Source organism: Corallococcus sp. Z5C101001 (assembly GCF_007352635.1).
Classification (GTDB): Bacteria; Myxococcota; Myxococcia; order Myxococcales; family Myxococcaceae; genus Corallococcus; species Corallococcus silvisoli.
In genome coordinates this window covers 82,158-106,757 of the sequence record NZ_VKLU01000005.1, presented here as the reverse complement: position 1 = coordinate 106,757, position 24,600 = coordinate 82,158, and the positions used below count along the sequence as shown (strand labels likewise).

The following is a 24,600-nucleotide window of genomic DNA, read 5'->3' as shown; positions in this document are numbered from 1 at the left end:
GAGGGCGAAACCATGGCTCAGAATCGCAAGAAGAAGATCGGCCTCATCGGCGGCGGTCAGATCGGCGGCAACCTGGCGCTGCTGGCGGTCCAGAAGAACCTTGGCGACGTGGTGCTCTACGACATCCCGGTGGCCGAGGGTCTGGTCAAGGGCAAGGCGCTGGACATCAACCAGCTCTCCGCGGTGGACGGCTACGACTGCCGCGTCACCGGCTCCACGGACTGGAAGGACGTCGCGGGCTCGGACGTGATCATCATCACGGCCGGCGTGCCTCGCAAGCCCGGCATGTCCCGCGAGGACCTGCTGGAAGTCAACCTGAAGATCATGAAGGACGTGGCGGCCAACATCAAGCAGCACGCCCCGGACGCCTTCGTCATCAACGTCGCGAACCCGCTGGACGCGATGGTGTTCGCGCTCCACAAGATCGCCGGCCTGAAGGACAACATGGTCGTGGGCATGGCGGGCGTGCTGGACACCAGCCGCTTCAAGTGCTTCGTGGCCGAGGCCCTGAACTGCTCCATCCGTGACGTGGAGGCGCTGGTGCTCGGCGGCCACGGCGACGACATGGTCCCGCTCGTGCGCCACAGCACCGTGGGCGGCGTGCCCCTCACCCAGCTCATCGCCAAGGACAAGCTGGACGCCATCATCGACCGCACCCGCAAGGGCGGCGCGGAGCTGGTGGGCCTCTACAAGACGGGCAGCGCCTACTTCGCCCCGGCCTCCTCCTCCATCGCCATGGCGGAGAGCTTCCTCTTCGACCGCAAGCGCGTGCTGCCGGCCGCCGCCCTCCTCAAGGGCCAGTACGGCATCAACGACTTCTTCTTCGGTGTCCCCGCGCAGATCGGCGCGGGCGGCGTGGAGAAGATCATCGAGGTGGACCTGAACGACGCCGAGAAGGCGGAGCTCGACAAGTCCTTCAAGTCCGTCAAGGGCACGGTCGAACTCGTCAAGCTGTAATCCCCGTGTGTCGGCCGGGGCCCGCCGGAGTGCAGCTGGCGGGCCCGGGCCTGATGCCGTGAATGATCCGGGCTTATTGCTCGATCCACCGTCGTTGCGGCGGTACTTTTCCAAGTTAACTAGCGTGTAGGGCTGGCACGGGACGAACCTCGAGCGGGAGCGGGTGCGCGACAGCAGCAGCGCGCCACCTGGCCTGCGCTCGGCGTCCGGCGGTTCAAGGAGACGATGATGGCGGCAGCAGCGCGATTCACGGTGGTGGGCGGCGGTCTCGCCGGGCTGATGACGACGATCAAGCTGGCGGAGGCGGGTCACCAGGTGGACGTGCTCTCGCTCGTCCCGGTCAAACGCTCGCACTCCGTCTGTGCCCAGGGCGGCATCAACGGCGCGGTGAACACGAAGGGTGAAGGCGACCACCCGGACATCCACGTGAAGGACACGCTGCGCGGCGGCGACTTCCTCGCGGAGCAGACGTCCGTGAAGGGCATGTGCTACGCGGCGCCCGGCATCATCTACCTGCTGGACCGCATGGGCGTGACGTTCAACCGCACGCCGGAAGGCCTGCTGGACTTCCGCCGCTTCGGCGGCACCCTGCACAACCGCACCGCGTTCGCGGGCGCCACCACCGGTCAGCAGCTGCTCTACGCGCTGGATGAGCAGGTGCGCCGCTACGAGGCCGAGGGCAAGGTCACCAAGTACGAGTACTGGGAGTGGCTGGGCACGGTGAAGGACGAGTCCGGCCGCTGCATCGGCAGCGTGGCCATGGACCTGCGCACCATGGAGATCCGCACCTTCCCGGCGGAGGCCGTGTGCCTGGCGACGGGGGGCCCCGGCATCGTCTTCGGGCGCTCCACCAACTCCATCATCAATACCGGCACCGCCGCGGGCCGCGCGTACATGGAAGGCGCGCTGTACGCCAATGGCGAGTTCATCCAGGTGCACCCCACCTCCATCCCGGGCGAGGACAAGCTGCGCCTGATGAGCGAGTCCGTCCGCGGTGAGGGCGGCCGCGTCTGGGTGCCGAAGAAGAAGGGCGACGTGCGCGCCCCCCGCGACATCCCGGAGAGCGAGCGCTGGTACTTCCTGGAAGAGAAGTACCCCAAGTACAAGAACCTGGTGCCGCGCGACGTGGCGACCCGGGAGATCTTCATGGTCTGCCGCGACCTGGGCATGGGCCTGGGCGGGCGCGACGGCGTGTACCTGGACGTGACGCACATCCCGGCCAAGACGCTCGACGCGAAGATCAAGGGCGTGATGGAGATCTACGAGAAGTTCGTCGGAGATGATCCGCGCCACACGCCGATGGTCATCTTCCCCGGCATGCACTACTCGATGGGCGGCCTGCACGTCTCCTTCCAGTCGGATCCGGCCACGAACATGCCGGTGGACGGCAGCCCGGTGAACCAGAGCACGCGCATCCCGGGCCTGTACGCGGCCGGCGAGGCGGACTCCGCCTTCCACGGCGCGAACCGCCTGGGCGCCAACTCGCTGCTGTCGTGCATCTACTCGGGCATGATCGGCGGCCCGGCGATGGCGGCCTTCGCCAAGAACCAGACGACCAGCGCCGCGGCGATGCCGGAGAAGTACTTCGCGGACGCGAAGCGCTACTGGGAGGACCGGTTCGCCACCATCAAGCAGATGAACGGGCAGGAGAACCCGTACCAGATCGCCAAGGAGCTGGGCGAGGTGATGACGGAGAACTGCACCGTGGTGCGCTACAACGACCGCCTGAAGAAGACGGTGGAGCGCATCCGCGACCTGAAGGACCGCTGGAGCCGCGTCAACGTCCTGGACACGGGCGTCGTCGCCAACCGCGCGCTCTCGTACACCAACCAGGTGTGGAACATGCTGGAGCTGGGCGAGGTCATCGCCACCAGCGCGCTGCTGCGCGACGAGAGCCGCGGCGCCCACTACAAGCCGGACTTCTCCCTGCCGGAGCCGAAGTCGAAGGACCCGCGCGAGGATCCGTCGTGGATGGACCTGTGGCGCAAGCGCCACGAGAAGTGGGCGAAGACGACCATCGCCACCTACGCCGCCCAGGGCCCGCAGATCTCCTACCAGGACCTGCCGACGCCCGTGCTGGATCCCGAGCCGCGCTGGTACGCGTAACGCGGGGCGTTCGTTTTTCCGGTCCCGCGCGCGCCCTGGCGGCGCGGGTATCCGCCACCTGATTTGGCAGTGAAGGGAAGGGCATCCGCATCATGGACACCGCACAGGCCAGCGCCGTCAGCACCCAGACCGTCACCTTCCGCATCTGGCGTCAGGATGATCCGAACAGGCCGGGTCACTTCGACGAGTTCAAGGTCCCCTATCGCAAGGGCGCCAACGTCATCTCCTGTCTGATGGAGATCCAGCGCAACCCCGTCACCGCGGAGGGCAAGAAGGTGGCCCCCGTGATCTGGGACGCCGCGTGCCTCGAAGAGGTGTGTGGCAGCTGCGCGATGAACATCAACGGCCGGGTGCGCATGGCGTGCTCCGCGCTGGTGGACAAGCTCCAGCAGCCCATCACCCTGGAGCCGATGAAGAAGTTCCCGGTGGTGCGTGACCTCACCGTGGACCGCGACCGCATGTTCGAGTCGCTCAAGCGCGTGAAGGGGTGGGTCCCCGTCGACGGCACGTACAACCTGGGCCCCGGCCCGCGCCAGTCGCAGAAGGATCAGTCCGTGATGTACGTGCTGTCCACGTGCATCACCTGCGGCAGCTGCCTGGAGGCGTGCCCCCAGGTGACGCAGGACAACGAGTTCATGGGCGCCGCGCCCATCAGCCAGGCCCGCCTGTTCAACATGCACCCCACGGGCAAGCTGAACGCGGAGGAGCGCACGCGCGCGCTCATGGGCCCCGGCGGCATCCAGGACTGCGGCAAGGCGCAGAACTGCGTGAAGGTCTGCCCGAAGGAGATCCCCCTCACGACCTCCATCGCGGTGATGAACCGCGAGGTGAGCAAGCTGATGATCAAGGACATCTTCTTCAAGGAAGAGGAGCAGAAGGAGTCGAGCGGTCCGGGGTAGTCCTTCCCGCCCCGCCGACCTGGCTTCCTCGCGGCCCCGTGCTGGCACCCTTTTGGTACAGGGGGCCGGGCGGGGCCGTGGCCGTACAAGTGAAGGCCGCCTCATCCTCGCGGACACCGGGGGTTATGTCGGAGGCAAGGCCTGTGTCCCACCGCGACGCTGGGGGCCAAACGGCCTTGCCATCCGTCGCTTTCTGCGCAATGAGGGCCCGCGTTGACGCCCTTTATCAGGGCTGTCCTCGTCTCCCCTCGTCCCACCCGGAGATTCGATGAAGATCCACGAGTACCAGGGCAAGGAACTCTTCCGGAAGTATGGCGTGCCCACGCCGCGCGGCATCCTCGCGCTCTCTCCCGATGAGGCGGAGGCCGCGGCGAAGGAGCTGGCGACGCCCGTCGTCGTCGTGAAGTCGCAGATCCACGCGGGCGGCCGCGGCAAGGGCGGCGGCGTGAAGCTGGCCAAGAGCCCCGCGGAGGCCAAGGAGCTGGCCCGGCAGATGCTGGGCATGATGCTCAAGACCATCCAGACCGGCCCGGAAGGGCAGAAGGTCCACAAGGTCTACATCGAGCAGGGCCTGGACATCGGCCGTGAGCTGTACCTGGGCGTGACGCTCGACCGCGCCACCAGCCGCGTCACCTTCATGGCGTCCACCGAGGGCGGTGTGGAGATTGAAGAAGTGGCGGAGAAGCACCCGGAGAAGATCCTGCGCGCGGTGGTCGACCCCGCGGTGGGCTTCGCGGACTTCCAGGGCCGCGAGCTGGCCTTCGGGCTGGGCCTGACGGGCCCCACGGTGAACAAGTTCGTGCAGTTCTGCTCCGCGCTCTACCGGATGTACATGGAGACGGACGCGTCCCTCGTGGAGATCAACCCGCTGGTCATCCTGAAGGATGGCGGCGTGGTGGCGCTCGACGCGAAGGTGACCTTCGACGAGAACGCGCTCTACCGGCACAAGGATCTGCTGGAGTACCGCGACCTGGCGGAGGAGGAGCCCCGCGAGACGCAGGCCAAGGAGTTCGACCTGGCCTATATCGCGCTGGACGGCAACATCGGCTGCATGGTGAACGGCGCCGGCCTGGCCATGGCGACCATGGACACCATCAAGCTGGTGGGCGGCGCTCCGGCCAACTTCCTGGACGTCGGCGGCGGCGCGAGCAAGGAGAAGGTGACGGCGGCCTTCAAGCTCATCCTCGCGGATCCGCAGGTCAAGGCGGTGCTCGTCAACATCTTCGGCGGCATCATGAAGTGCGACGTCATCGCGGAGGGCATCATCGCGGCGGCGAAGGAAGTGCAGCTCAAGATTCCGCTCGTCGTGCGCCTGGAAGGCACCAACGTGGAGCAGGGCAAGGAACTGCTTCGCAACTCCGGGCTGGCCATCACTCCCGCGGACAACCTGCGCCAGGCGGCCGAGAAGGCCGTGGCGGCCATCAAGTAGGGCCTGCGCTCCCTCTTTCCTGAAAGAACGCCATGAGCATCCTCGTCAACGAGAACACGAAGGTCCTCGTCCAGGGCATCACCGGCTCGGCGGGCTCGTTCCACGCCAAGCAGATGCTGGAGTACGGGACGAAGATTGTGGGCGGTGTCACGCCGGGCAAGGGCGGCACCTCCTTCGAGGGCAAGGTCCCCGTGTTCAACACCGTGGCCGACGCCGTGAAGCAGGCGGGCGCGAACACGTCCGTCATCTTCGTGCCGCCGCCCTTCGCCGCTGACTCCATCATGGAGGCCGCGGACGCGGGCATCTCCCTCATCATCACCATCACCGAAGGCATCCCGGTCAACGACATGGTGCGCGCCAAGCGCTACCTGGCGGGCAAGCCGGTGCGCCTCATCGGCCCCAACTGCCCGGGCGTCATCACCCCCGGCGCCAAGTGCAAGATCGGCATCATGCCGGGCCACATCCACAAGCCGGGCCGCATCGGCGTGGTGTCGCGCTCCGGCACGCTGACGTACGAGGCCGTGCACCAGCTCACGCAGCTGGGCCTGGGCCAGTCCACCGCGGTGGGCATTGGCGGCGACCCCGTCAACGGCACCGACTTCGTGGACGTGCTCAAGCTCTTCCAGGCCGACCCGGAGACGGACGCCGTCATCATGATCGGTGAGATCGGCGGCAGCGCGGAGGAGGCTGGCGCCGAGTACGTCGCGCGCGAGTTCACCAAGCCCATCGCCGGCTTCATCGCCGGTCAGTCCGCGCCCCCGGGCAAGCGCATGGGCCACGCGGGCGCCATCATCTCCGGCGGCAAGGGTACGGCCACGGAGAAGATCAAGGCGATGGAGGCCGCGGGCATCCTGATGGCCGCGAGCCCCGCCGAGTTGGGCACCACGCTGCAGGAAGCCGTCAAGCGCGGCCCCCCCAAGAAGAACCGCTAAAGCTTCATCCCCGCGAACACACACGAGGATTCAAACACCATGGCCATCGAGCGCACGCTGTCCATCATCAAGCCGGACGGTCTCAAGAAGCACGTTGTCGGGCAGATCATCTCCCGCTTCGAGGCGAAGGGCCTGACGCCTGTCGCCATCCGCCTGCAGCAGCTTTCCCAGAAGGAAGCGGAAGGCTTCTACGCGGTCCACAGCGCCCGGGGTTTCTTCAAGGACCTGGTCGCCTTCATGATCTCCGGCCCGGTGGTCCTGATGGTGCTGGAGGGTGAGAACGCCGTCCTCGCCAACCGCGACCTCATGGGCGCCACGGATCCGAAGAAGGCCGAGAAGGGCACCATCCGCGCGGACTTCGCGGACAGCATCGACGCGAACACGGTGCACGGCTCGGACAGCCTGGAGAACGCGAAGAACGAGATCGCGTACTTCTTCCGCGCGACCGAGATCCAGGCCTACTAGGCCTTGCCGTCCACCCGCCACCGCGCGGGTGAGCAGGACTCCGGCCCGGAGCCCGCGCCCCTTCGAAGGGCGCAGGCCCGGGCCGCCGTCTTTTCCACCGCCTGCCCGGCCGCCACCCTCAGTCGTATCCGGTTGCTCTCCCGGACGGTCCTTGCTACCGATAATGACAATCACTATCGGCAAGGAAGAGCGCATGAGCGGCGATTCGGAGCGCGTGGCCCGTCGGGGGCCGTTCCCGGTGAAGTTGCGGTTGCTGGAGGTCCTGCGGGTGACGCGGCTGTCGCCGCACATGGTGCGGGTGACGCTGGGGGGGCCGGAGCTGGAGGGCTTCTCCTCGCCGGGGGCGGATGATCACGTGAAGTGCTTCTTCGCGGAGCCCGGCGTGAAGAAGCCGAACATGCCGGTGGTGGGGCCCAACGGGCTGGCCATGCCGGAGGGGCTCGCGAAGCCCGCGTCGCGCGACTACACGCCGCGCCGGTTCGACGCGAAGGCGGGCGAGCTTGAGATCGACTTCGTGCTTCATGGAGAGGGCCCCGCGTCGCTGTGGGCCGCGAACGTGAAGCCCGGCGACTTCCTGGGCATCGGGGGGCCTCGCAGCACCCACGACGTGGCGGACGACTTCGACTGGTACCTGCTCGCGGGCGACCAGAGCGCGCTGCCGGCCATCGCCCGGCGCCTGGAGGAGCTGCCGGCGGGGAAGCGCGCCTTCGCCTTCATCGAGGTCGCGGACGCGGCGGAGGAGCAGCCCATCGTCAGCAAGGCGGACGTGAAGCTCACCTGGCTGCACCGGGGCGCCGCGGAGGCGGGCACGACGAAGCACCTGGAGGACGCGCTCCGGGCCTGGACGCAGCCGGCCGGGGACGGGTTCGTGTTCGTGGCCGGAGAGTCCACATCGCTCAAGTCCATCCGGGAACACCTGGTGAACGAGCGCGGTCTGAACAAGGGCTGGATGCGGGTGTCGGGTTACTGGAAGCGCGGCGTCGCCGAGCACCACGACGCGAAGGGGTAGGCAGGGCAGGGGGCGGGCACTCCTTTGACTTGCCGTGCCTTCTTGTGGGAAGCACGGCGCATTGCCTTCCGTTAGCCCCGACTGAACGATGTCCGAGCCTACCGCCACCGTCCTCCCTGTCACCGAGCCCCTCCCGGTGCCGGCACCCGCGAAGCTGGTCGACGTGGCCAGCCTGTCGCGTGAGAAGCTCGCCCTCTTCCTGAGCGAGCAGCTGGGCGAGCGCCCGTTCCGCGCCGCGCAGCTCTACCGCTGGCTGCATCAGCGCGGAGCCACGAGCTTCGACGAGATGACGGACCTGTCGAAGACGCTGCGCGAGAAGCTCAAGGTCCAGGCGGAGATCGTCCCGCTGGTGAAGGACCTGGAGCAGCGCAGCATCGACGGCACCATCAAGTACCGCTTCAAGACGCGGGACGGGCGGTTCATCGAGTCCGTCTACATGCCGGCGGAGGACCGCAAGACGCTGTGCGTGTCCACCCAGGTGGGCTGCGCGATGGCGTGCTCCTTCTGCATGACGGGCACGCTGGGCCTCAAGCGCAACCTCACGCCCGGGGAGATCGTCGCCCAGGTGCACGCGGTGAACCGCGAGGTGCGCCGCAACGAGAACCTGGAGACGCTCCGCCCGCTCACGAACCTGGTGTTCATGGGCATGGGCGAGCCGCTGCACAACTTCGAGAACCTGAAGACGGCGCTCGCCATCCTCCAGTCGGAGGAGGGACCCAACTTCAGCCACCGGCACATCACCGTCTCCACCGTGGGCCTGGTGCCGATGATCGAGCGCTTCGGCCAGGAGACGGACGTCAAGCTGGCCATCTCGCTCAACGCCAGCACGGACGAGCAGCGCAGCCAGACGATGCCGGTGAACCGGAAGTGGAACATCGCGGCGCTGCTGGACGCGTGCCGGAAGTTCCCGCTCCGCCAGGGGCGGCGCATCACCTTCGAGTACGTGCTGCTCAAGGGGTTCAACGACAGCGACGCGGACGCGCACCGGCTCAAGGAGCTGCTGCGCGACATCCCGGCGAAGGTGAACCTCATTCCCTACAATGAGAACCCCGGCCTGGGCTTCCAGACCACGGGCGAGGAGCGGGCGGAGGAGTTCCGCGCCATCCTTGCCGAAGCGCACGTCGCTGCGTACATCCGGAAGAACCGGGGTCGGGACATCGCGGGAGCCTGCGGCCAGCTCGCCAATCGGGGCGAGGCGGCGGCGGAAGTCCCGACGTGACATAAGCACCCGAGCTTCCTTGACAATCCCGTTGCCGGGGCGCTAAGAGCGCCCCCCTCGCCTGTTACCGTAGAAGTCACACGTTTTCGCTGGAGCGTTCCATGGCCGTTGTCCTCCGTCTTGCCCGCGCGGGCGCCAAGAAGATGCCGTACTACCACGTGGTTGCCACCGACTCGCGCAGCCCCCGCGACGGCAAGTTCCTGGAGCAGGTCGGTTCCTACGACCCCAACCACAGCCCCGCGAAGGTGCAGTTCAACGAGGAGCGGCTGAACTACTGGCTGAAGAGCGGCGCGCTGCCCTCCGAGACGGTCGCGGACCTGATCAAGACGGCGAAGAAGCAGGCCCCGGCGACCACCGCCTGAGCACGCCCCCGTCTGGACAAGACGTGGAGCCGCTGCTCACGTATCTGGCGAAGGCCCTGGTCGATCAACCGGACCAGGTCACCCTGCGCATCTCCGAGGCGGAAGGCGGCCGGCTCTATGAGCTGAAGGTCGCCCCCGAGGACGTCGGCAAGGTCATTGGACGTGATGGGCGCACGGTGAACGCCCTCCGGACGCTGCTCAACGCCGCCGCCCAGAAGCAGGGGCAGAAGGTCCGCCTGGAGATTCTCGATGATCGGCGCACCCCGGGCTCCCCGCCGGTGCCGTCCGCTCCGGATGCCGCGCGGTGAGCGCGCAACCGTGTCTGGAGTTGGGCTACGTGGCCCGTGCGCACGGGCTCCGGGGCGAGGTGGCGGTCCGCAGCTTCGACCCCGCCTCGGAGACGCTCGGCACCGTCGAGCGGGTCCGCCTGCGCTTGCGCTCCGGTGAGGAGCGCGAGTACGCCGTGGAGGCCTTCCGCCCGGCGAACAAGGAAGACCTGCTGTGCTTCGAGGGCGTCGAGTCCCGCACCGCCGCCGAGGCGCTGGTGGGGGCGAAGGTGTTCGTCTACCGCGAGGACCTGGAGCCGCCCGAGGAGGGCGAGTTCTTCCAGGGCGACCTCGTGGGGCTCCACGCGGTGGATGAGCAGGGGGTGTCCCTGGGCACGGTGGAGGAGGTCTGGGCCACCGGCGAGGTGCCCAACCTGGTGATCCGCGCGAAGGGGCGTCCGGAGCTGGTGGTGCCCTTCGCGGACGAGTTCGTGCCGACGGTGGACGTTCCCGCCGGGCGCATCGTCATCCGTCCCCCGGAGTATCTGGAGGCGGACGGACCTGGAGGTCCCCCCTGGGGCTCCGGCGACGGAGACGGCGGGTGAGCTACCCCGTGGAGGTCCTCACGCTGTTCCCGGGGATGGTGTCCGGCTACCTGGGCGCGAGCATCCTCGGGAAGGCCCAGGAGAAGGGGCTGCTTTCCGTCACGCTCACCGACGTGCGCGACTACGCCGAGGGCAAGCACCGCGTCACCGACGACGCGCCGTATGGCGGCGGCGCTGGCATGGTGATGAAGCCGGAGCCGCTGGTGGCCGCCATTGAAGCGGCGCGCGTTCGGATGCCCGGGGCGAAGGCGCTCCTGATGAGCCCTCGGGGGCCCACGTTCTCCCAGGCCACCGCGCGCGAATTGGCGCGGCACGAGGCGGGGCTGATCCTCGTCTGCGGCCGCTATGAGGGCGTGGACGAGCGGGTGATGCCGTTCCTGGACGGCGAGCTGTCCCTGGGGGACTTCGTCCTCACCGGCGGCGAGGTGGCCGCGATGGCGGTGGTGGACGCCGTGGCGCGGCTGGTGCCGGGCGTGCTCGGCAACGAGGCCTCCTCGGTGGCGGAGAGCTTCGAGGAGGGCTTGCTGGAGCACCCGCACTACACCCGGCCGCCTGTCTTCCGGGGCGCCGAGGTGCCCGCCGTCCTTCAGTCCGGCGATCACGCACGGATCGCACGGTGGCGCCGGTGGAAGGCCATCAAGCTCACCCAGGCCCGGCGTCCGGATCTGTATTCGCGGCTGGAGTTCGGCAAGGCGGATCAGAAACTGCTCGCCAGGGACGAAGAAGCGTTGTAACCCTGCGCGTTCTCGCGGAACCCTTCGTTGCAGGCTTGTCCGTCCCGGCGGTCTCTGCTAGGACGGCCCGCTCTTTCCACGCGTCCTACGCGTCAAGTTCCGCTTTCTGGAGTCCGTTATGCGCCGCAGCCTCATCGAGCACGTCGAAAACAAGTTCCTGCGCAAGGACATCACCGCGTTCCGCACGGGTGATTCCGTTCGCGTCCACTGGAAGGTCAAGGAAGGCGAGAAGGAGCGCGTGCAGGCCTTCGAGGGCGTGGTCATCCGCAAGACCAAGGGCACGAACCGCGCCACCTTCACCGTGCGCAAGATGTCCTTCGGCGTCGGCGTGGAGCGCATCTTCCCCATCCACAGCCCGCGCTACGAGAAGATCGAGGTCCTCACCCGCGGCGACGTGAACCGCAAGCGCCTGTTCTACCTCCGCGACCTGAAGGGCAAGGCCTCGCGCGTGGACGTGCAGGTGGATCCGGACCGCGCCGCCGCCAAGGCCGCCGCGGCCGCCGCCAAGGGCCAGTAGGTCCTCAGAAACCCTCTCGCGGCCTTCGCGGCCGCGTGCGAGAAGGAGCGTCCGCCACTGGACGCTCCTTTTTTCGTTCAGGCTAGACTGTTCCCGCCATGCACTTCGTCGAGGTCGCCATCCAGAATGTCCGCGGGTTCTCACCCGCAGGGCGTTTCCCGCTGAAGACGGGGTACCTCATCCTCAAGCCGCCGACGGCGGACGTGTTGCCGCTGGCGAACGTGGCGCTGTCGCTGCTGTTCGCGGATGGCCGGGGTGGGGACTCGAGCCTGGTGGGGTCCGCCGGGCGCTCGGGCAAGGCCGCGCTCACGTTCGTGGGCCAGGACGGGATGACGTACCGGGTGCTGCGCGAGCTGGGCGGTTCGGGTTCGCTGCACCGGCTCAACCCCGCCACCACGCAGCCGGAGCTGGTGTCCACCGACACGTCGGAGATCAATCAGTACCTGCGCGGTCAGGCGGGCCTGCCGCCGCGCACCACCTTCGAGCAGGTGTACTGCCTCCAACTGGTGATGCTGCCGTCGCGCCGGCCCCGCAAGAGCACGCCCAAGGCCGCCGCCGCCGCCGCGAAGGGCGCCCCCGCGCCGTCGCTGGCGGCCGCCGTCCAGGTGCTGCCGGCGGAGGACCTCCCGGCCGCCGAGGCGAAGGTGAAGGTGCTGGAGAAGGAGCTCATCACCTCCAAGGCGGTGGATCAGCTGCAGTTCAAGGTGGATGAGCTGTCGTCGCTCATCTTCGAAGCCGACTCGAAGCTCAAGGGCAGCGAGGGCCTCACGGCCGCCATCGCGGATGCGGAGACCGCCTGGCGTGGGGCGCCCACTCCGGAGTCGCTGGGCCTGCCTCAGGACATCCTGTCGCGCGTGAAGCGGCACCCGAAGGCCGTGGCGCGGCGGGACGAGGCGCTGGCTCGGCTGGAGACGGACCGCGATCCGGAGCTGGAGGACGCGACGCTGAAGGTGCCGCCGCTCACCCAGAACCGGTACTTCTGGGGCGGGCTGGGCGCGGGCGTGCTCTTCATGGGGCTCAGCGTGGGCCTGGGCTTCACCATTGGCCCGCCGACGTGGCGCTACCTGGCGCTGCTCAACATCCCCGCGTTCGGCACGTCCGCGCTGATGGCGCTGCGCTACGTGGACGACCTGCAGAAGGCCACCCGCCGGGGCTCCAAGGACAACCGCAAGGACGCGCGGCTGAAGAAGATCCTCGATGAGTTCGAGATCGAGGACGCGCCGGTGCGCATGGCGCTCAAGGCCCTGAACGTGGAGTCGCTCGATGAGATCTTCCCGGCGCTGGAGCAGAAGGACCTGCTCGGCATCCGCCTGGGGGAGCTCCAGACGCAACTGGAGGAGTTCGAGGCCTCCGCCGAGTACCAGGCCGCGCTGCGCGACGGACAGGACCTGCGCGCGCAGCAGGAGGAACTCAACGCGGAGCTGACCGCCAAGGGCACCTACGTGCGTGACCTTCGCGAGGTGGAGCGCGAGCTGTCCCGGCTGAAGGAGTCCATCGCGCTGGCGAAGGCGCCTCCGGTGCAGGTGGCCGCGGCGCCCGGCCAGGCCCCGGTGCCGGTGGATCCGCTGGAGGACCCGTCCCCGCTGGTGCTGTCGCAGGCCGCGGACGTGCTCACCTCCGACATGCTGTCGGTGCAGGCCCTCATGAAGGACCGCTGCGTGCAGTACCTCACCGCGCTCACCGACCGCCGCTACCAGGGCGTGGAGTGGGACCGCGACGGCAATGCCTTCCTGCTCGCGCAGAACAGCCGCATCCCGGTGGGGGAGCTGCCTCCCAAGGACATCGACCTCTACTACCTGGCGCTGCGCATGACGGTGGTGGAGAAGACGTGCGCCCGGGTGAAGCGGCCGTTCATCCTCGACGATGTGCTGACGGGCGTGGAGGAGGCGAAGCTGCCCCTCGTCGCGCGCATGCTCAAGCACCTGGGCACGCTCACGCAGGTGCTGCACGTCACCGCGCACCCTGGCTTCGCCCAGATGTCGGACGGCTCCGTTAACGTCTAGCCGCCGCCGGAGGTTGGGCGGGCGGCGGGGGCGGAATGGGGACGCGGCGGGACGTGGGGGACGTGGCGGAAGCGGCAGGCGTGCGCTTGCTGGAGTCGCAGGGCTTCCGGGTGGTGGCGCGCAACTGGACGTGCCGCCATGGGGAGCTGGACATCGTCGCGGAGCGCGGCGACGTCATGTGCTTCGTGGAGGTGCGGATGCGCTCCTCGGCCGTGTGGGGCGACCCGGCGCACACCGTGTCCTTCGCCAAGCAGCGCCGGGTGGTGAAGGCCGCGCTGCACTATCTCTTTCAGAACGGCATCGACGGGCGCATGGTGCGCTTCGATGTCATCTCCGTCGTAGGCCAGGGCGAGCATGCCCGGCTGGAACACATCCCCGCCGCCTTCGACGCCGGCATGTAAAGGAATCCGTCCTTGGCTGGAACGCTCTACCTCGTGGCGACGCCCATCGGGAACCTGGGGGACGTCACCGCCCGCGCCCTGGAGACGCTGCGCTCCGCGGGCTTCCTCGCGTGCGAGGACACCCGGCACTCCCGCATCCTGTTGGATCACTTCGGCATCGGGGGGAAGGACCTGGTGAGCCTGCCCGCCTTCGCGGAAGGCCAGCGCGCCGGACGCATCCTGGACCGCATCGAGGCGGGCGAGGACTGCGCGCTCATCACCGACGCGGGCAGCCCTGGCATCAGCGACCCTGGCGAGAAGCTGGTGGCGGAGGCCCTGGAGCGAGGCCTGAAGGTCGAGCCGGTGCCCGGGCCCACGGCGCTGGTGGCGGCGCTGAGTGCGTCGGGGCTGCCCACCGGCCGCTTCCACTTCCTGGGCTTCCTGCCGCGCAAGGGGCCGGAGCGCCGCGCCATGCTGGACGAGGTGGCCCCGCTGTCCGCCACCTGCGTCCTCTACGAATCCCCGCGCCGACTCGGCGAGACGCTGGCCGACCTCCAGGAGGCCTGGGGGGACCGCCGCGCGTGCGTGGCGCGCGAGCTGACCAAGTTGCACGAGGAGTTCGTCCGGGGGCCGCTGTCCACCCTCGTCGCGCGCTACGCGGGCGAGGAGACCCGGGGCGAGGTGGTGGTGCTGGTGGAGGGCCGCACGGGCGAACAGCGCTGGAGCGAGGACGAGGTGCGCCGCGCGCTGGAGTCGGGCCTCGCTCGCGGCGAGAAGCTCAAGCCGCTGAGCACGGAGCTGGCGCGTCGCGCGGGGTGGCCCGGCCAGGAGGTGTACCGGCTGGGCCTGGGGCTGAAGCAGCGGTAGGGCAGGGCCCCCCCCGCTGCTCCAGGCGGGGCCTGTCAGAAGTTGAAGCTCGCGCCCAGGTCGAAGCGGAACGTCGTGCTCTGGATGGCGCGGAAGCGGCGGGACACCGTGTCGTAGCGCCAGTCGAACGTGGGGTTCAGCTCCGGCGAGCCCGGGTTCGAGTCCACGATGCCGTCGCCGTTGAGGTCCTTGCCCAGGGCCTCGGTCGTGAGCAGGTGGTCCGTGTTGTAGAGGAAGTTGCCGGAGGCGCGGATGGTGAAGGCCTCGGCGGCGCGGGCGGTGATGCCGATCTGCCCACCCACCTGGAAGTAGTCCTCCGAGGTGAGCAGCTTGCGCAGCGCGGAGGTCAGCTCGTTGTAGTACCGGCCGCGGCCCACGTAGTTGCCCATCAGCCGCAGATCCAACGCGACCTTCTGGGACTTGGCGGTGCTCTCGAAGGGCACCAGCTCCATGCCGAAGAGGAGGCCGGTCTGCGACGGGGAGTGGATGCCCGTCTCCTGGCGATCCCACGGGCCGGTGAAGCAGTTGCCCGGGGCGCCCAGGTTGCCGGGGTTCGTGCCGGCCTGGTCGCAGTTGGAGTACGCCTTGGGGCCGCGCACCGGGATGGTGTGGTAGGCCTTGAAGTACGGATCCGCCACGCCCATGCGCCGCGAGAAGGACGTGTAGAGCTGGTACTTGTGGACGCGGTCGCCCACGTTGCCGCGATCGCCGTCCGGGTCCGTGTTGTCCACGCTCGGATCGCGCTGCTTGGCGGTGGGCGCCTCGTAGTCGATGCCGATGATCCACGTGGGCTTGGTGTCGTCCTTCAGCTGGTTGAAGAAGGCGTACGCCAGCCCGAAGTGGACGTTGCCCAGCCCGCCCCGGTAGCTCTCCTGGGGGACGGAGAAGAGGCGGCCCACGCAGCCTTCGGGGGAGTAGGGCGACCCGTCCGCGTTGAAGCAGCTGTTGACGATGGTGGAGTTGTCCTGGTTCGTGCCCGACACGAAGTCCCAGGACTCGTTCTGCTGGAAGACGATGGGCAGCTTGAAGCTGAACTCCAGGTCCTTCCACAGGCCAAAGGAGACGCCCAGGTTCAGCCGCGCGTCCACGCCCTTGTACCAGAGCTCGTTGACCTCCCGGACCGACGAGCCGCTCCCGGGGAGCTGCTCGCGGACGATCTTCGCGCGCGTCTGCGAGCGCTCGAAGCCGACGTCGAGGAAGAGGTCGAACGGATCATCATCCTCGAAGGAGGAAGCAATCCGGGTGATCTCCGCCGCGCTGGCGGCGAAAGGCACGCCCAGCGTCAGCGCGGCGATGACGGCGCGAAACCTGTGCATCCACAACCTCCGACGACCCACGGCCCAGAGCCTGCCAGCTAGCCGTGCCGTCGGAGGAGTGTCAAGAAATGGGTGGTCGTTACTTGCCCGCCACGGGTGTCCCCAGGAGCCCGTCCAGCCGCCGCACCTCGGTGTCGAAGGCCCCCTTGTGGGCGGCCGCCAGACTGGCCCGGAAGGTCTTGTGCTGGTCGAAGGGGTCCAGGACCCGGTCGTCCCCGGTCATCAGCTGGTAGTGCAGGTGCGGGGCGAAGGAGTGGCCCGTGTTGCCGCTCTGGGCCAGCACCTGGCCCGCCGACACGCGCATCCCGGGCTGCACGGCGCGGGGCAGCTCCGCCAGGTGCAGGAAGAGGGCGCGGCGGCCCTTGCCTCCGGACTCCACCAGCTCGATGCAGTTGCCGTTGCTGCCGAAGTTCCAGTTCTTGCGCTTGACGACGCCCGCGAACGGAGCCCGGACGGAGGTGCCCACCGGGGCGCGGAAGTCCACGCCCTTGTGGCCCCGGCCGTCGCGCAGCAGGGAGGTGATCTGCTCGTAGGTGTCGATGGGCGAGTGCTCCATCCGCAGCTCCAGCTCATCGCCGCTCGGCAGGTAGTAGTGGGAGCTCGTCTCACCCGGAGCCTGGAAGCGGTAGGCGCGGTGCGTCTGGCCCGTCTTGCCGCTCACGAAGCGCACCGCGTACACCAGCGGCTCCTCGCTGGGGCGGCGCTGGTAGAGCACGTCCAGGGTGTCACCCCGGAGGATCTCCCCGGGTACACGCACCCACCACACCAGCGTGCGCGTCACCACCTGGGCCAGGGCGGGGCCCACGGTCGAGTCGGAGGCCTGGACGAGCGCGGTCTCCAGCGGGCCCTCGATGCGGATGGACGCGCGCTCCATGCCCGCGGCCTTCACCGGGTCGGTGGCCGCGGGCGGCGCCACGGGGGCCTGCGCCACGGTGCCCGCGTCCACCGGGGCGGCGGGCTGGGAGGCGACATCCATGGGGACGTCCGCCATGCGCTGTTTCCACCACCACACGCCACCCGCGGCCGCGCCGAGGATGACGGAGACGGCAACCACCGGTCCGAAGGGATTGCGCTTCGGTGGGCCACCGAGGGTGGGAAGATTCGGCCGCATTCAGACTCCCTGAGGGTAAGAAGGTACGCGGGCCCGAAACCGCCGGCGAAACGGCGATATTTCGGCGCCCGGGGCTACTCGTCCGGGCCGTCTTCCTGACCGTCCGGGGTGGTGTCGCGCAGGCCGAACTCCTTCATCTTCGTCTGGAGCGACTTGCGGCTGATCTGCAGGAGGCGTGCGGCGCGGGTGACGTTGCCGCCGGTCTCCTCCAGCTTCTTGACGATGAGGTCCCGCTCCAGCTCCGCGGCCTTCATCCGCACGATGTCCTTGAGGCCCACCTCGCCCACGGGGACGTCCAGCGTGCCCAGCGAGGCGCCCACCGAAGCCCCTGCCTGGACGCCCGCTCCGCCGCGCACCGGCTCCGGCAGGTCCTTGGAGGTGATGAGGGGCCCGTCCGCGAAGAGCAGCACGCGCTCGATGAGGTTCTCCAACTCGCGGATGTTGCCCGGCCACGCGTAGGCCTGGAGCAGGGCCAGCGCGTCGTCGGCGATGCCTTCGATCTTCTTGTGGAGGCGCCGGTTGTACTTGTCCACGAAGTGCTGGGCGAGCATCGGGATGTCGCTGCGGCGCTCGCGCAACGCGGGCAGCACGATGGGCACCACGGCCAGCCGGTAGTACAGGTCCTTGCGGAAGCGGCCCGCCTCGATCTCCGCCTGGAGGTCGCGGTTGGTGGCGGCCACCAGCCGGACGTTCACGCGCGTCGTCTTGATGCCGCCCACGCGCTCGAACTCGCCTTCCTGGAGCGCGCGCAGGAGCTTCACCTGCATCTCGACGGGGATCTCGCCGATCTCGTCCAGGAAGAGGGTGCCCTCGTCGGCCAGCTCGAAGCGGCCGGGCTTGGACGTGACGGCGCCGGTGAAGGCGCCCTTCTCGTAGCCGAACAGCTCGCTCTCCAGGAGCGTGGCGGGGATGGCGGCGCAGTTGATCTTGATGAACGGCTTGTCGCGGCGGCTGGACGCGCCGTGCAGCGCGGTGGCGATGAGCTCCTTGCCCGTGCCGCTCTCGCCGGTGATGAGGACCGTGGAGGGCGTGTCCGCCACCTTGTCGATGATCTTGTAGACGTCCTGGATGGCGGGCGACTCGCCGATGATGGCGGAGCGGGCCTTGTGATCCGCCCGCACGGAGCGCTTGGCGCTCTCGTTCGTCTTGGCCGCCTTGGCCACGACGGAGGACAGCTCCGCCTGATCGAAGGGCTTGGTGATGTAGTCGAACGCGCCCGCCTTGATGGCTTCCACGGCGGAGTCCACGGTGCCGTGCGCGGTGATGATGATCACCGGCACGTCCGGGTTGGCGGTGCGCACGGCGGCGAGTACTTCCATGCCGCCCAGCTTGGGCATCACCAGGTCGGTGACGACGATGTCCGCGCCGTTCTTGTGGAACTCGGCCAGGCCCTGCTCGCCGTTCTCCGCCACGGTGACGTCGAACCCGTCGCGGCGCAGCAGGGCGGCCAGCACCTTGCGCAGGTTCGTTTCGTCATCGATGACCAGGACCTTCGCCATGGGACTCCGTGCGCAAAGCGACTAGCGGCCCGCCGGAGAGGCGGAGGGGAGGGCGCCTTCCAGCGTGCAGATGGCGTCCGGGTGCTTGATGCGCAGCAGCAGCGACTCCAGCACGCGGAAGGGGTGGTTCATCTTGCTGGCGCCCAGGTAGGCCGCGACCATGTCCATGGCCACCGCCAGGTCCATGTTCTCCCGGCCGGTGGACACCACCACGCCCGACTCGCCGCGCAGGCGGTTGGACTGGTAGACGCCGTCGGAGGCCAGCTGGCGGATGGTCTCGATCTCCAGCACGCCCGTCTTCTCGTAGATGCGGTGCAGCTGCGAGTACAGCCGGGGCGACAGCACCACGGCGTACGGCCCGAAGTGGCCGGCCTCGTTGAGCTTGCGCGTGGCCTCCACGATGGTCTGGAAGCCGCCGCCCGGCGCCGTCCAGTCCCCCAGCGTGGCCGTGAGGCGGCCGTTGGCCGTCATCAGGCCCTCGTAGCCCAGGCGCTGGTCGCCGTAGAAGATGAGCTCGTCTTCCTGCTGCGCGCACAGCGCGGCGGCGCCCGCGGCGGCGGACACGTCCAGCGGCATGTTGTGCGTGCGCGCCGCCTCGATGTCCCGCCAGTGGAGCAGGAAGTCCTTGTAGATGATCGGGATGGTCTTGAACTTGCGCACGTCGGTGAAGACCATCGCGGTCTCCTGCTCCCCGACGATGTCCACCGCGCCCGGGGACACGCCCTGGAACTCGTCGTAGGCCACGGTCTGCACGCCGGCGCCCAGCGGTCCGTAGATGTCCAGGATGCGGCGGCCCACCAGCGACCGGCGCGCCACCTGGATCACCGTCTCGTTGAGGCGCGCCCATTCCTCTTCGCGCAGCGGGTTCTCGGCATGTCCAAGAAAATCAGGCATCGGTGTCTCCGTCACGGGAGCGGCAGAGGAGGGGAGGGAAAAGAACGCTGCGAAGGCTTCAGCGGCCGCCACCGGAACCACCACCTCCGCCGCCGCGGCGCAGGGTGCCCACGGTCAGAGGGTGGCTGTTGGCGGAAGGCGGCGGCGCGGGCACGCCATAGATGAGGCGTTGGGGCGGCAGGGACGTGAGCGGCTCGGCGGCGATGCGGCCCACCGTGGGAGGGGCGTGCGACACCGCGGGCGAGGGTTCCTCGCCGGGCCCGGCCGGCTCGGAGGAGGCGCCCCCCATGGCGGACTGGAAGTGGCCGGGGACGAAGGGCTTGGCGAAGTGCGCGTCCTGCCCCTTGTCGAGCATCCGGAGCATGTGGGTGGCTTCGGACACGTGCTCCTTCTCCTCCGCCGCCAGGTGGAGGAAGAAGGCGCGGACCTCCGGGTTGGAGGAGTCCTCGGCGAAGGCCTCGTACTCGTTGATGGTCTCCAGCTCGCGTGCCAGCACGGCGCGGATGCGCGCGACGTCGGACCGCTCGGTGTCGGACTTTCCGGCCATTGGGCGGACCCTCGCAACCCGTGGGGGCACCGTCAAGTGAAACAGCGGTCGAAGGGTTTCCTGCTGCAAGGCGAAGAACGCCGGACGTAGAGTCCGCCCCTTCGTGACCGCCCCCGCCCCTGCCTCGCCGCCTTCGTCCGCCACCCCGGCCGCTCCCCCACCGGCCATGACCGAACGCGCGGGAGGCCGGGGCGCGATGCTGGTGGGCATTGGCATCCTGGCGTCGCGGCTGATGGGGCTGGTGCGCGAGCGCGTCTTCGCGCACTACCTGGGCAACGCGGAGGCCGCCGCCGTCTTCAAGGCCGCGCTGCGCATCCCCAACTTCCTCCAGAACCTCTTTGGCGAAGGCGTGCTGTCGGGCTCCTTCATCCCCGTCTACGCCCAGCTCTTGGGCAAGAAGGACGCGGAGGAGGCGGACCGGGTCGCGGGGGCGGTGTTCGGGCTCCTGGCCCTGGCCACCGGCGTGATGGTGGCGCTGGGCATGCTGGCCACGCCCCTGTTCGTGGACCTCATCGCGCCGGGCTTCCATGGCAACGAGCGGGACCTGGCCGTGCGGCTGGTGCGCGTCCTGTTCCCCGGCACGGGCTTCCTCGTGCTGAGCGCCTGGTGCCTGGGCATCCTCAACAGCCACCGGCGCTTCCTCCTGTCGTACCTGGCGCCGGTGGTGTGGAACCTGGTCATCATCGCCACGCTGCTGGCGGTGGGGGGCCGGTACGCGTCCGGGGGCCGCGCCGCCGAGGAGGCCCTGACGGAGTGGCTGGCCTACGGCGTGGTGCTGGGCAGCTTCCTTCAGTTCGCGGTGCAGGTGCCCACGGTGCTGCGCCTGCTGGGCCGCTTCCGCCCGGTGCTGTCGCTGGCGAGCACCTCCGTGCGCCAGGTGCTGAAGAACTTCGGGCCGGTGGTGCTGGGGCGGGGCGTGGTGCAGTTCAGCGCGTGGGTGGACACCGCCTTCGCGTCGCTCATCTCCAACCGCGCGCTGTCGTCGCTCCTCTACGCGCAGACCATCTACCTCATCCCGGTGAGCCTCTTCGGCATGGCGGTGTCCGCCGCGGAGCTGCCGGAGATGGCGCGCGCCACGGCGGAAGGGGATGCGGACGCGCACGCGAAGCTGCGAAGCCGCATCGACGCGGGCTCGCGGCGCATCGCCTTCTGGGTGGTACCGTCCGCCGCCGCGCTGCTCTTCCTGGGCGACCTCGTGAGTGGCGCGCTCTTGCAGACGGGCCGCTTCGGCGCGGCGGACTCGCGCTACCTCTGGTACCTGCTGATGGGCGCGGCGGTGGGCCTGGTGGCCTCCACCGTGGGCCGGCTCTACGCCTCCGCCTTCTACGCGCTGAAGGATCCGAAGACGCCCCTGCGCTACGCCGTCGTGCGCGTGGCCCTGGGCACCGTGAAGGCCTGGTTCCTGGCGCTGTGGCTCCCGGAGCGCCTGGGCCTGCCTCGCGAGCTGGGCGCGGCCTTCCTCACCCTGTCCAGCGGCATCGTGGCCTGGGTGGAGACCACCCTCCTGCGCCGCAAGCTGAAGTCGAGGGTGGGGCCCGTGGGCCTGCCGCCAGGGCTGCTGCCCCGGCTGTGGGGCGCGGCGGCGGTGGGCGGGCTCGTGGCGCTGGCGGTCAAGCAGGGCCTCACCGCCCTCCTGGGCCCCATGCCTGGGGTGGCCGCGGAGTGGGGCGGCGCACTGCTGGTGCCGCCCCGGCTGCACCCGGTGCTGGGGCTGGCGGCGACGGCGGTGCCGTTCGGGGTCGTCTACTTCGCGGTCTCCGCCCTGCTCGGCGTGCCGGAGGCAGGCGCCGTCTTCCGCAAGGTGGGGCGGCGGCTGGGGCTGGCCCGCTAGACGCGGCGCGGCGCAAGGCAGGACGGCTGCCCTCCAGGCGGTGCTTGGGGGCGCAAACGGAATGCAGGACAGCCCCCTTTCCGTTGCGATAGGAGGCCGATTGTGAGGGGGATGGCCGTATGCGGCTTCCTCCGGGCATGGCGCGCGTGTAGAGTGCGCCGCCTTTTTCAAGAGGCCCTGACTTCACGAAAGTCCTGGGTCGAAATCGTCAACGGAAGGTCTCGGCAGTGAGCGACGAGAAGAGCGGCGGTAATTCGGGCGGTCCTGGCGGTTTCGGTCCCAAGAAGCCGAAGGCCACGTTTGGCGACGTGATGCTGGGCATCCCTTCTGGGGGCCAGGGCAACGAGCGCGGTGGCGGCGGCCGTGGCGGTGGTGGCCGTGACGAGCAGCGCGGCCCGGGCCGCGGTGAGCGTGGCCCGCGCGACGCGCAGGCGCAGCCGCGTCCCCAGGGAGATGCGCCCCGGGGCGGCGGCGAGCGCGGCGGTGGCCGTGGCGGCGGCGAGCGCCGGGGTGGCGGCGAGCGCCGTCCCTCCGGCCCCATGGTGGTCGTGAAGCGCGCCTCCGGCTCCATCGAGACGCGCGCCCTGGAGGGTGACAAGCCCGCCGAGGCGACCGCGACCGCGGAGCAGACCGGCGCCGACGCGCAGGCCTCCGCGGCTTCCTCGCCGGCTCCGGCGCCGCGTCCGGTGACGCCGACCCCCGTGCCCTCCAGCCCTCTGTACGAGGAGGTCCCGGAGACCGAGTCCTTCGCCGACATGTTCGAGGCGCAGGTCAAGGACGGTGGCGCTCCCGGCCGCCGCGGCGTGCGCGTGGGCGAGAAGGTCGCCGGCACCATCTTCCAGTTGGGCGCGGACACCGCGTTCGTGTCGCTGGACGGCTCCGCGAAGTCGGAGGCGATGATCGAGCTGCGCGAGCTCAAGGACGACGAGGGCATCCTGCGCTTCGGCGTGGGCGACCGCCTGGAGGCGCACGTGGTGGAGATGGGTGCCCGGGGCATCCTGCTCAGCCGCGCGCTGGCCAAGGGCAACGCTTCCATGGCGATGCTCGCGGAGGCCCGCGCCTCCGGCATGCCGGTGGAGGGCCTGGTCCTCAGCGTCAACAAGGGCGGCGTGGAGGTGGCGATCGGTGAGACGCGCGCCTTCTGCCCCATCAGCCAGCTGGACATCCGCTTCGTGGAGAAGCCGGATCAGTTCATCGGCGAGAAGCTCCAGTTCCGGGTCACGGAAGTGCGCGACCGCAACGTGGTGCTGTCGCGCCGCTCGCTGCTGGAGGACGAGCAGCGCCGGCTGGCCACGGAGACCCGCAAGAACCTGGCCGTGGGCAAGACGGTCAAGGGCAAGGTCTCCGGCGTGCGCGACTTCGGCGTGTTCGTGGACCTGGGCGGCGTGGAGGGCATGATCCCCGTCTCCGAGCTGTCCTACACGCGCGTGGCGCACCCCAGCGACGTCGTGAAGCAGGGCGACGAGGTGGAGGTGGAGATCCTCCGCATGGAGGAGGGCCAGCCCAACTCCCCGGACAAGGCGAAGCAGAAGGAGCGCATCACCCTGTCGCTGCGTTCGCGCCAGGAGGATCCGTTCAAGAAGGCGCTGGAGGAGATCAAGGAGGGCGACCGCCTGCAGGGCAAGGTCGTCCGGCTCCAGCCCTTCGGCGCGTTCGTGGAGCTGCGCCCGGGCGTGGACGGCCTGGTGCACATCTCCGCGCTGAGCGACCGGCGCATCGCCCACCCGCGTGACGCGGTGAAGGAGGGCGAGGTCATCTGGGTGTCCGTCGAGAAGATCGACCCCAACGACAAGCGCATTGGTCTGCGCCGCATCTCCGAGGAAGAGGCGCAGCGTCCGCCCGAGGAGCGTCCCGCGCAGCAGGCCAAGGCCGAGTCGGCCCCGGCGCAGCCCGCGGCGCCCCGCCCGAAGGTCGGCGCGGTCGTCGTCGGCAAGGTGGATCGGCTGGAGCCCTATGGCGTGTTCCTCGCCTTCCCGGGCGGCAAGGGCCTCATCCCCGCCAGCGAGACGGGCACCGACCGCGGCACGGACATGCGCAAGCACTTCTCCATCGGGCAGGAGCTGAAGGTGGCGATCATCGACATCGACGCCTCCGGGAAGATCCGTCTGTCCATTCCCGCGGCCATCCGCGCCGAAGAGCGCGCCGAGGTGGAGGCGTGGCAGAAGACGCAGCAGCCGCAGGGCGCTGGCAAGAAGGGCTTCGGCACCTTCGCGGACCTGCTCAGCAAGTTGGGTAAGTAGTTGTTGACGCTGACGAGGGGCTGACGTACTTAGCCTCTCGTTCTCGCCGCGGGGTGGAGCAGCCTGGTAGCTCGTCGGGCTCATAACCCGAAGGTCGCAGGTTCAAATCCTGCCCCCGCAACTTTCAGAGACCCTGGCTTCCAAGCGATTGGAAGCCGGGGTTTTTGTTTTTCAATTCATGGCACGCGCCGCTTGGGACGGCGGATCGCCCCAGGGGCTTCCTCTCCAGCGAGCAAGCCAGGGCGCGCCTGATGCCGGGCGCGAGGTGGCGCAGCGTCATGGATCTGACGCCGCCATCGGCCATGGGGGCCACCGCGAGTGACTTCGACGGATACCGCTCCGTCGAGCGCCCCGTGGTGCGCGTGCTCTCGCGGCGGAACTGGTGCTTCATCCTTCGTCTTGATCAGACCGT

24 protein-coding genes and 1 tRNA gene are annotated in these 24,600 nt (G+C 69.2%); 19 read left to right on the top strand and 6 right to left on the bottom strand.

All coding sequences use genetic code 11. The features are described 5' to 3' along the window. The first annotated feature begins 12 nt into the window (after positions 1 to 12). The 16 genes from mdh to rsmI all read left to right on the top strand — a co-directional run bounded on the left by mdh (position 13) and on the right by rsmI (position 14,750). Positions 13 to 957, top strand: a complete 945-nt coding sequence (gene mdh / locus FOF48_RS10900) for a malate dehydrogenase (protein WP_143900673.1) — start codon at positions 13 to 15, stop codon at positions 955 to 957. A gap of 228 nt (positions 958 to 1,185) precedes the next feature. Beyond that, positions 1,186 to 3,063 (top strand): succinate dehydrogenase flavoprotein subunit, encoded by a 1,878-nt coding sequence (gene sdhA, locus FOF48_RS10895; protein ID WP_143902082.1) that lies wholly within the window; start codon positions 1,186 to 1,188, stop codon positions 3,061 to 3,063. Positions 3,064 to 3,155: 92 nt separating this feature from the next. After that, positions 3,156 to 3,962 carry a succinate dehydrogenase iron-sulfur subunit gene (gene sdhB / locus FOF48_RS10890; RefSeq protein ID WP_143900671.1) on the top strand — a complete coding sequence of 269 codons (807 nt, stop codon included), beginning with the start codon at positions 3,156 to 3,158 and terminating at the stop codon, positions 3,960 to 3,962. Positions 3,963 to 4,230: 268 nt separating this feature from the next. Continuing rightward, on the top strand, positions 4,231 to 5,391 hold the full coding sequence (sucC, locus tag FOF48_RS10885; RefSeq protein WP_143900669.1) for an ADP-forming succinate--CoA ligase subunit beta: 1,161 nt from the start codon (positions 4,231 to 4,233) through the stop codon (positions 5,389 to 5,391). 32 nt (positions 5,392 to 5,423) lie between these two features. Beyond that, positions 5,424 to 6,323, top strand: coding sequence for a succinate--CoA ligase subunit alpha (gene sucD / locus FOF48_RS10880; RefSeq protein ID WP_143900667.1), 900 nt, complete (start codon positions 5,424 to 5,426; stop codon positions 6,321 to 6,323). 39 nt (positions 6,324 to 6,362) lie between these two features. Further along, a complete protein-coding gene (ndk, locus tag FOF48_RS10875) occupies positions 6,363 to 6,788 on the top strand; it encodes a nucleoside-diphosphate kinase (protein ID WP_143900665.1) in 426 nt (141 codons plus the stop codon). A 193-nt stretch (positions 6,789 to 6,981) separates the two neighbouring features. Further along, positions 6,982 to 7,797, top strand: a complete 816-nt coding sequence (locus FOF48_RS10870) for a siderophore-interacting protein (RefSeq protein ID WP_143900663.1) — start codon at positions 6,982 to 6,984, stop codon at positions 7,795 to 7,797. An 88-nt stretch (positions 7,798 to 7,885) separates the two neighbouring features. Continuing rightward, the gene (rlmN, locus tag FOF48_RS10865) at positions 7,886 to 9,016 is read left to right on the top strand and encodes a 23S rRNA (adenine(2503)-C(2))-methyltransferase RlmN (protein ID WP_143900661.1); all 1,131 of its coding nucleotides are present in this window, start codon (positions 7,886 to 7,888) and stop codon (positions 9,014 to 9,016) included. Positions 9,017 to 9,117: 101 nt separating this feature from the next. Continuing rightward, a complete protein-coding gene (gene rpsP, locus FOF48_RS10860) occupies positions 9,118 to 9,378 on the top strand; it encodes a 30S ribosomal protein S16 (protein WP_014397299.1) in 261 nt (86 codons plus the stop codon). Positions 9,379 to 9,401: 23 nt separating this feature from the next. Then, entirely contained in the window at positions 9,402 to 9,686 is a 285-nt protein-coding gene (locus FOF48_RS10855; protein WP_143900659.1) for a KH domain-containing protein, read from the top strand. After that, positions 9,683 to 10,249, top strand: coding sequence for a ribosome maturation factor RimM (gene rimM / locus FOF48_RS10850; protein ID WP_143900657.1), 567 nt, complete (start codon positions 9,683 to 9,685; stop codon positions 10,247 to 10,249). Before FOF48_RS10855 ends, rimM begins: the two co-directional genes overlap by 4 nt. Then, entirely contained in the window at positions 10,246 to 10,983 is a 738-nt protein-coding gene (gene trmD / locus FOF48_RS10845; protein ID WP_143900655.1) for a tRNA (guanosine(37)-N1)-methyltransferase TrmD, read from the top strand. Before rimM ends, trmD begins: the two co-directional genes overlap by 4 nt. A gap of 118 nt (positions 10,984 to 11,101) precedes the next feature. Beyond that, positions 11,102 to 11,500 carry a 50S ribosomal protein L19 gene (rplS, locus tag FOF48_RS10840; RefSeq protein WP_143900653.1) on the top strand — a complete coding sequence of 133 codons (399 nt, stop codon included), beginning with the start codon at positions 11,102 to 11,104 and terminating at the stop codon, positions 11,498 to 11,500. Between the two features lie 98 nt (positions 11,501 to 11,598). Continuing rightward, positions 11,599 to 13,503, top strand: a complete 1,905-nt coding sequence (locus FOF48_RS10835; protein ID WP_143900651.1) for an ATP-binding protein — start codon at positions 11,599 to 11,601, stop codon at positions 13,501 to 13,503. Between the two features lie 35 nt (positions 13,504 to 13,538). Then, positions 13,539 to 13,904 carry a YraN family protein gene (locus FOF48_RS10830; protein WP_143900649.1) on the top strand — a complete coding sequence of 122 codons (366 nt, stop codon included), beginning with the start codon at positions 13,539 to 13,541 and terminating at the stop codon, positions 13,902 to 13,904. Between the two features lie 12 nt (positions 13,905 to 13,916). Continuing rightward, positions 13,917 to 14,750, top strand: a complete 834-nt coding sequence (gene rsmI, locus FOF48_RS10825; RefSeq protein ID WP_143900647.1) for a 16S rRNA (cytidine(1402)-2'-O)-methyltransferase — start codon at positions 13,917 to 13,919, stop codon at positions 14,748 to 14,750. A 35-nt stretch (positions 14,751 to 14,785) separates the two neighbouring features. Here rsmI and FOF48_RS10820 read toward each other — a convergent pair whose 3' ends face one another. The 5 genes from FOF48_RS10820 to FOF48_RS10800 form a co-directional block, all read right to left on the bottom strand. Then, positions 14,786 to 16,066 (bottom strand): hypothetical protein, encoded by a 1,281-nt coding sequence (locus tag FOF48_RS10820; protein ID WP_143900644.1) that lies wholly within the window; start codon positions 16,064 to 16,066, stop codon positions 14,786 to 14,788. Positions 16,067 to 16,145: 79 nt separating this feature from the next. Then, positions 16,146 to 17,177 (bottom strand): peptidoglycan DD-metalloendopeptidase family protein, encoded by a 1,032-nt coding sequence (locus FOF48_RS10815; protein WP_143900642.1) that lies wholly within the window; start codon positions 17,175 to 17,177, stop codon positions 16,146 to 16,148. Positions 17,178 to 17,251: 74 nt separating this feature from the next. Next, entirely contained in the window at positions 17,252 to 18,676 is a 1,425-nt protein-coding gene (locus tag FOF48_RS10810) for a sigma-54 dependent transcriptional regulator (RefSeq protein WP_143900640.1), read from the bottom strand. Positions 18,677 to 18,697: 21 nt separating this feature from the next. Beyond that, complete coding sequence (encA, locus tag FOF48_RS10805) at positions 18,698 to 19,570, bottom strand: encapsulin nanocompartment shell protein EncA (RefSeq protein WP_143900638.1); 873 nt, start codon at positions 19,568 to 19,570, stop codon at positions 18,698 to 18,700. A gap of 58 nt (positions 19,571 to 19,628) precedes the next feature. Next, complete coding sequence (locus FOF48_RS10800) at positions 19,629 to 20,117, bottom strand: ferritin family protein (RefSeq protein WP_143900635.1); 489 nt, start codon at positions 20,115 to 20,117, stop codon at positions 19,629 to 19,631. Between the two features lie 166 nt (positions 20,118 to 20,283). Between FOF48_RS10800 and murJ the strand changes: the two genes are divergently transcribed. The 3 genes from murJ to FOF48_RS10785 all read left to right on the top strand — a co-directional run bounded on the left by murJ (position 20,284) and on the right by FOF48_RS10785 (position 24,309). After that, complete coding sequence (gene murJ / locus FOF48_RS10795; protein WP_235685496.1) at positions 20,284 to 21,948, top strand: murein biosynthesis integral membrane protein MurJ; 1,665 nt, start codon at positions 20,284 to 20,286, stop codon at positions 21,946 to 21,948. A gap of 227 nt (positions 21,949 to 22,175) precedes the next feature. Further along, on the top strand, positions 22,176 to 24,188 hold the full coding sequence (locus FOF48_RS10790; protein WP_143900634.1) for a S1 RNA-binding domain-containing protein: 2,013 nt from the start codon (positions 22,176 to 22,178) through the stop codon (positions 24,186 to 24,188). A gap of 47 nt (positions 24,189 to 24,235) precedes the next feature. Beyond that, positions 24,236 to 24,309, top strand: a tRNA-Met gene (locus tag FOF48_RS10785). 3 nt (positions 24,310 to 24,312) lie between these two features. Here FOF48_RS10785 and FOF48_RS10780 read toward each other — a convergent pair. Continuing rightward, entirely contained in the window at positions 24,313 to 24,579 is a 267-nt protein-coding gene (locus tag FOF48_RS10780) for a hypothetical protein (protein ID WP_143900632.1), read from the bottom strand. Positions 24,580 to 24,600: the final 21 nt, after the last annotated feature.

Coding starts and splice junctions, on each gene's coding strand:
- mdh (WP_143900673.1), top strand. CDS start 13: ATGGCTCAGAATCGCAAGAAGAAGATCGGCCTCATCGGCGGCGGTCAG.
- sdhA (WP_143902082.1), top strand. CDS start 1,186: ATGGCGGCAGCAGCGCGATTCACGGTGGTGGGCGGCGGTCTCGCCGGG.
- sdhB (WP_143900671.1), top strand. CDS start 3,156: ATGGACACCGCACAGGCCAGCGCCGTCAGCACCCAGACCGTCACCTTC.
- sucC (WP_143900669.1), top strand. CDS start 4,231: ATGAAGATCCACGAGTACCAGGGCAAGGAACTCTTCCGGAAGTATGGC.
- sucD (WP_143900667.1), top strand. CDS start 5,424: ATGAGCATCCTCGTCAACGAGAACACGAAGGTCCTCGTCCAGGGCATC.
- ndk (WP_143900665.1), top strand. CDS start 6,363: ATGGCCATCGAGCGCACGCTGTCCATCATCAAGCCGGACGGTCTCAAG.
- FOF48_RS10870 (WP_143900663.1), top strand. CDS start 6,982: ATGAGCGGCGATTCGGAGCGCGTGGCCCGTCGGGGGCCGTTCCCGGTG.
- rlmN (WP_143900661.1), top strand. CDS start 7,886: ATGTCCGAGCCTACCGCCACCGTCCTCCCTGTCACCGAGCCCCTCCCG.
- rpsP (WP_014397299.1), top strand. CDS start 9,118: ATGGCCGTTGTCCTCCGTCTTGCCCGCGCGGGCGCCAAGAAGATGCCG.
- rplS (WP_143900653.1), top strand. CDS start 11,102: ATGCGCCGCAGCCTCATCGAGCACGTCGAAAACAAGTTCCTGCGCAAG.
- FOF48_RS10835 (WP_143900651.1), top strand. CDS start 11,599: ATGCACTTCGTCGAGGTCGCCATCCAGAATGTCCGCGGGTTCTCACCC.
- FOF48_RS10830 (WP_143900649.1), top strand. CDS start 13,539: ATGGGGACGCGGCGGGACGTGGGGGACGTGGCGGAAGCGGCAGGCGTG.
- FOF48_RS10820 (WP_143900644.1), bottom strand. CDS start 16,066: ATGCACAGGTTTCGCGCCGTCATCGCCGCGCTGACGCTGGGCGTGCCT.
- FOF48_RS10815 (WP_143900642.1), bottom strand. CDS start 17,177: ATGCGGCCGAATCTTCCCACCCTCGGTGGCCCACCGAAGCGCAATCCC.
- FOF48_RS10810 (WP_143900640.1), bottom strand. CDS start 18,676: ATGGCGAAGGTCCTGGTCATCGATGACGAAACGAACCTGCGCAAGGTG.
- encA (WP_143900638.1), bottom strand. CDS start 19,570: ATGCCTGATTTTCTTGGACATGCCGAGAACCCGCTGCGCGAAGAGGAA.
- FOF48_RS10800 (WP_143900635.1), bottom strand. CDS start 20,117: ATGGCCGGAAAGTCCGACACCGAGCGGTCCGACGTCGCGCGCATCCGC.
- murJ (WP_235685496.1), top strand. CDS start 20,284: ATGACCGAACGCGCGGGAGGCCGGGGCGCGATGCTGGTGGGCATTGGC.
- FOF48_RS10780 (WP_143900632.1), bottom strand. CDS start 24,579: ATGAAGCACCAGTTCCGCCGCGAGAGCACGCGCACCACGGGGCGCTCG.